The following is a 6131-nucleotide window of genomic DNA, read 5'->3' as shown; positions in this document are numbered from 1 at the left end:
GCCGTACGGGCCCTGCTGGACGACGGCCACCGCGTGTTCATCGAGGCCAGCACCCACCCCGTCCTCACCGTCGGCCTGCAGGAGACCTTCGAGGAGGCCGGAGTCCAGGCCGCCACCGTGCCCACCCTGCGCCGCGATCACGGCGGCCGTGCCCAGCTGGTCCGCGCCATCGCCCAAGCCTTCACGGCGGGGGGCGAGGTGGACTGGACCCGTCGGTTCCCCGACGACCCGACCCCGCGCGTCGTCGACCTGCCGACGTACGCCTTCCAGCGCGACCGGTACTGGCTCGACCGCCGGGGCGGACCCAGTGGCGATCCGGCCGAACTGGGGCTGGTGTCCGCTGGGCATCCGCTGCTCGGCGCCGCCGTGGAAGTGGCCGAGGGCGGCACCCAGCTGCTGACCGGGCGGCTGTCCCCGCAGACCCACCCCTGGCTGAACGACCACCGGGTGCTGGACACTGTGCTGCTGCCCGGCACCGCCTTCGCCGAACTCGCCCTGCACGCCGCCGCCCGGACCGGCTGCGACCACGTGTCCGAGCTGACCCTGGCCGCGCCGCTCGTCGTGCCGGACGGCGAGGCGGTCGATGTCCAAGTGGCCATCGGCACCCCCGGCGACAGTGGCGAGCGCCCTCTCACCATCCATTCCCGTCCCGCCGTCGAGAGCGGCGACACGGCGGCGTGGACGCGGCACGCGACCGGTGTGCTCGCCCCCTCGCCCGCGACCGCGCCCGTCGTGCCGCTCGACGTCGCGCCGCTCGACGGTGCGTGGCCGCCGCCGGGGGCCACACCACTGCCCGTGCGGGACTTCTACGCCCGGCTCGCCGACCACGGCTACGCCTACGGCCCGTCGTTCCAGGGGCTCACGGCCGCGTGGCGGCTGGGCGAGCACCTGTACGCCGAGGTGGCGCTACCCGAAGGCGAACGTACCTCCGCCACCGGGTACGGCATCCACCCGGCCCTGCTCGACGCCGCCCTCCACGCCCGCGCCCTGGACGTCGCCCCCGATTCCGAGGAGGCGCGGCAGGTCCTCCTCCCCTTCGCCTGGAGCGGTCTGCGGCTGTGCGCCACCGGTGCCGACGCCCTGCGGGTACGCATCACCCCGACCGCGGCGGACCGGCTCGCGCTGCGGGTCTGCGACCCGGTCGGCACACCAGTGGTGACCGTGGACGACCTGATCCTGCGGCCCGCACCGGAAGACAGGCGGCTCGGCCGGGCCCGGGCCGCGGGCCGCAACGCGCTGTTCCAGCTCGGCTGGGCACCGGCGCCCCTGCCCGAGGGCGGGCCGGTGCTTCGTACGGCCGTCCTCGGATCCGGCGCGGAACCGCTGGCCGCCGCACTGCCCGATGCCGCCCGTCATCCCGGACTCGACGCCATCCGGGCGGCCACGGCGGAGGGGACACCGGCCCCCGACGTCGTGTTCGCCACCGTCGCCACTCCCCCGGACGCCGAACCGGACGCCGACCCGGTCGAGCACACGCATCGCATCGCCACGGACGTGCTCGCGCTGCTCCAACGCTTCCTCGCCGCACCCGAGTTCACGGGCTCCCGGCTGGCCGTCGTCACCCGGCGCGCGGTGGCAACGCACGGCCAGGACGACATCCACGACCTGCCCGCTTCCGCCGCCTGGGGTCTGGTGCGCAGCGCCCAGTCGGAGAACCCCGACCGTCTGCTGCTGCTCGACCTGGACGAGCACGACCTGTCGCCGCAGACAGTGGCGGGCGCGGTCGCCTCGGGTGAGCCGCAGATCGCGCTGCGGGGTGGCCAGGCGTACGTAGCCCGGCTCGTCCATGACGACGCCGCCAAGCGGCTCACCCCGCCCGACGGCCCGGCGGCGTGGCGGCTGGGGCTCACCGGGCACGGCAGCCTGGACCATCTCGCCCTGGTCGACTGCCCGGACAACACGCGCCCGCTCGGCCCCGGCGAGGTGCGGGTGGCGCTGCACGCGGGCGGGGTGAATTTCCATGACGTCGTGGTGGCGCTGGGCATGGTGGAGGACCCCCGGCCGCTCGGTGGCGACGGCGCGGGCGTGGTGGTCGAAGTGGGCCCGGACACCGACCGGTTCACCGTGGGCGACCGGGTCATGGGCCTGTTCAACGGCACCGGACCGCTGGTCATCACCGACAGTCGGCTCATCACCCGGATGCCGGACGGCTGGTCGTACGCGCAGGCGGCGACCATCCCGTCGGCCTTCCTCACCGCGTACTACGGGCTGGCCGATCTCGCGGGGCTGCGCGCGGGCGAGAGGCTGCTGCTGCACGCGGCCACCGGCGGCGTGGGTCTGGCGGCCGTGCAGCTGGCCCGGCACTGGGGGGCCGAGGTGTACGCCACCGCGAGCCCCGGCAAGTGGCACGCGCTGCGGGCCCGTGGCTTCGACGACCGCCACATCGCCTCCTCCCGCGCGCTCGACTTCGAGGACCGTGTCCGCGAGGCCGCCGGGTCCGTCGATGTGGTGCTCAATTCGCTGGCGGGTGACTTCGTGGACGCGTCGCTGCGGCTGCTGGCGCCCGGCGGTCGCTTCATCGACATGGCCAGGACCGACCTCCGTGATCCCGACCAGGTCGGCGCCGAGTACGACGGGGTCCGCTACCGTGCGTTCGACCTCGTCAGCGGTGCCGGTCCGGACCGTATCCAGGAGATGCTGGCCGAGCTGTCGGTGCTGTTCGAGAACGGCACACTGCACCCTCTGCCGACCACGGTGTGGGACATCCGCCGGGCTCCCGAGGCGTTCCGCCACTTCAGCCAGGCACGCCACATCGGCAAGATCGTCCTGTCGATTCCCCAGGCCCTCGACCCGGAGGGCACCGTCCTGATCACCGGTGGCACCGGCACCCTGGGGGCGACCACCGCCCGCCATCTGGTGGCCCGCCACGGCGTACGGAGGCTGCTGCTGGTCAGCCGCCGGGGACTGGACGCACCGGGCGCTCCCGAACTGGCGGCCGAGCTGGCCGACCTGGGCGCGCAGGTCACCGTCGCCGGGTGTGACACCGCGGACCGGGCGGCCCTCGCCAAGCTGTTGGCGTCCTTTCCCGAGCGTCATCGGCTCACGGCGGTGGTCCATGCCGCAGGGTTGCTGCGCGATGCCACGGTCGAGGCGCTGACCCCCGCTCAAGTGGACGATGTCCTGCGGGCGAAGGCGGACGCGGCGTGGAATCTGCACGAGCTGACCCGTGAGACGGCTCCGGCGGTGTTCGTGCTGTTCTCCGCCGCCGCCGGGTTGCTCGGCGCCGCAGGGCAGGGCAACTACGCGGCCGCCAACGCTTTCCTGGACGCCCTGGCCCAGCACCGCCACGCCCAGGGCCTGCCCGCCACCTCGCTGGCCTGGGGCTACTGGGAGCAGGCGACCGGGATGACCGGGGACATGACCGACGCCGACCGGGCCCGGCTGGCACGGGCGGGCATGGTGGGGCTGGAAACCGAGCAGGGCCTCGCGCTGCTCGACATCGCGCTCGCCAGCGGGCTGCCCACGCTGGCGCCCATCCGCCTGGACCTGGCCGCCATGCGCCGTCAGGCCCGGGACGCCGAACCCCCGGCCCTCTTCCGCACCCTCGTGCGCGGCGGCGCTCCGCAGGCGGCCGCCACAGCGGCCGGGGTGTCCGCCACGGACCCGGCGCAGTCGCTCGCGGCGCTCTCGGCGGAGGACCGGCAGCAGGCGCTCCTCAAGCTGGTGCGCGGCCATACCGCGACCGTGCTGGGCCACGACGCGGCGGAGGCCATCCACCCCGCGCAGAACTTCCGGGAACTCGGCTTCGACTCCCTCACCGCCGTCGAACTGCGGAACCGCCTGAGCGCCGCCACCGGGCTGCGGCTGCCCGCCACTCTGGTCTTCGACCACCCCACGCCCACCGCCGTCGTCCGGCTCCTGGACGAACTGCTGATCCCGGCCGGGGTGGCCCGGGGCGGCTCCCTCCTCGCGGATCTGGACGCCATCGGCGCGGCCTTGGGCGCGGTGGCCGACGACCGGGAGCAGCGGGCGCGGATCGCGGAGCGGCTGCGGGAGTTGCTTCGCAGGGTGGACGGCGATGCCGAGGAGGAGACCGACGAGGGCGATCTGGAGTCGGCCACCGACGAGGAGTTGTTCCAGGTGCTCGACAGCGAACTGAACGCCCCCGTAGACGACGGTCTCCACTGACCTCCCTCTCCCACCTCCGATGAATCCAGACGGCCGTGACGATCGGGTTGATGTGACATGACGGACGACGAGAAGCTCCGCAGCTATCTGAAGCGGGCGACGGCCGATCTCCGCCTGGCCAAAAGGCAGTTGCGCGAGGCCGACGAGCGGGCCCGGGAGCCCATCGCCATCATCGGGATGGCCTGCCACTTCCCCGGCGACGTGGCGTCTCCGGAGGACCTGTGGCGGGTGGTGAGCGAGGGTACGGACGTCATCTCCTCCTTTCCCGAGGACCGCGGCTGGGATCTGGACGGGCTCTACGACCCGGATCCCGAGCGCGCCGGGACGAGCAGCGCCCGCGAGGGCGGTTTCCTCCGTGATGTGGCCGATTTCGACGCCGACTTCTTCGGGATCAGCCCGCGCGAGGCCGCCGCGATGGACCCGCAGCAGCGGTTGCTGCTGGAGACGGCGTGGGAGGCGTTCGAGCGCGCCGGTCTGGGGCGCGACGCGCTGAGCGGGAGCGACACCGGGGTGTTCGCGGGGGTGGACTCGTACCACTATCTGTCGCTCATCGGCCAGACGACCAGCGACGCGGCGGGCTATGTCGCCACCGGGAACCTCGGCAGTGTGGTGTCGGGGCGGGTGTCGTACTCCTTCGGTCTGGAGGGACCGGCGGTGACGGTGGACACCGCGTGTTCGTCGTCACTGGTGGCGACGCATATGGCGGCGCAGGCGCTGCGGCAGGGCGAATGCACCCTCGCGCTGGCGGGCGGGGTGACGGTGATGGCGACGCCGGGCGGCTTCACCGAGTTCTCCCGTCAGCGTGCGCTGTCGCCGGACGGGCGGTGCAAGGCGTTCGCGGCGGCGGCGGACGGCACCGGCTTCTCCGAGGGTGTCGGGCTGGTGCTGCTGGAGCGGCTGTCGGACGCGCGGCGCAACGGCCACCGGGTGCTGGCGCTCGTACGGGGCTCGGCGGTCAACCAGGACGGTGCGAGCAATGGGCTGACCGCGCCGAACGGGCCGTCGCAGCAGCGGGTGATCCGGCAGGCGCTCGCCAACGCCCGGCTGGCGCCCCGCGAGGTGGACGCGGTGGAGGCGCATGGCACCGGTACGACGCTCGGCGACCCGATCGAGGCCCAGGCGCTGCTGGCCACGTACGGACAGGACCGGGCGGACGGGCGGCCGCTGTGGCTCGGCTCGGTCAAGTCGAACCTCGGGCACACGCAGGCCGCCGCCGGGGTGGCCAGTGTCATCAAGATGGTGATGGCGATGCGGCATGAGCTGCTGCCCGCGTCGCTGCACATCGACGCTCCGACCCCGCATGTGGACTGGACCGCTGGTGAGGTTCGGCTGCTGACCGAGCAGGTCACCTGGGTGGCGGACAACCGCCCACGCCGCGCGGGGGTGTCCTCCTTCGGGATCAGCGGCACCAATGCCCATCTGATCCTGGAGGAGGCGCCGCAGGAGGCGGAGCAGGCGGTCGGGCAGCCGGACGCCGATGACGTCGGTGTCGTGCCGTGGGTGGTGTCGGGGCACAGCGACGCGGCGTTACGGGGTCAGGCGCGGGCGCTGGCCGAGCGCGTGGCCGCCGACGAGGACCTAACGGCTGCCGAGGTGGGCTGGTCGCTGGTCCGCACCCGGTCGGTGTTCGACCACCGCGCGGTGGTCGTGGGCGAGAACCGCGACCAGCTGATGGCCGGGCTCACGGCCCTGGCCGCTGGTGACACCCACCCCGGAGTGGTCGAGCCCGGCAGTCCGGCCGCCACCGCTGTGTCGGGGGCGGGCCCGGTGCTGGTGTTCCCCGGACAGGGGTCGCAGTGGGCCGGAATGGGCGCCGCACTGCTGGACGACTCCCCGGTATTCGCCGCCCGCGTGGCCGAGTGCGAACAAGCCCTCGCCCCCTACGTGGACTGGTCGCTCACCGAAGTCCTGCGCGCCGGTCCTGACGCCGCCGACCTCGGCCGTGTCGATGTCGTACAGCCTGTCCTGTGGGCCGTCATGGTGTCGCTGGCCGCTGTGTGGAG

Annotated in this window: 2 protein-coding genes; both read left to right on the top strand. The window is 73.7% G+C overall.

Annotated elements, in window-relative coordinates:
• A partial coding sequence (locus ACFV9T_RS42465; RefSeq protein ID WP_385449181.1) for an SDR family NAD(P)-dependent oxidoreductase occupies positions 1-4128 on the top strand: 4128 nt, incomplete at its 5' end.
• A gap of 57 nt (positions 4129-4185) precedes the next feature.
• On the top strand, positions 4186-6131 hold a 1946-nt coding region (locus ACFV9T_RS42460), incomplete at its 3' end, for a type I polyketide synthase (RefSeq protein WP_385449178.1).

The sequence above is a fragment of the Streptomyces sp. NPDC059850 genome (genome assembly GCF_042731515.1).
Classification (GTDB): domain Bacteria; phylum Actinomycetota; class Actinomycetes; order Streptomycetales; family Streptomycetaceae; genus Streptomyces.
The sequence above is the reverse complement of the archived record's forward strand: the minus strand, read 5'-3'. Positions and strand labels throughout refer to the sequence as shown.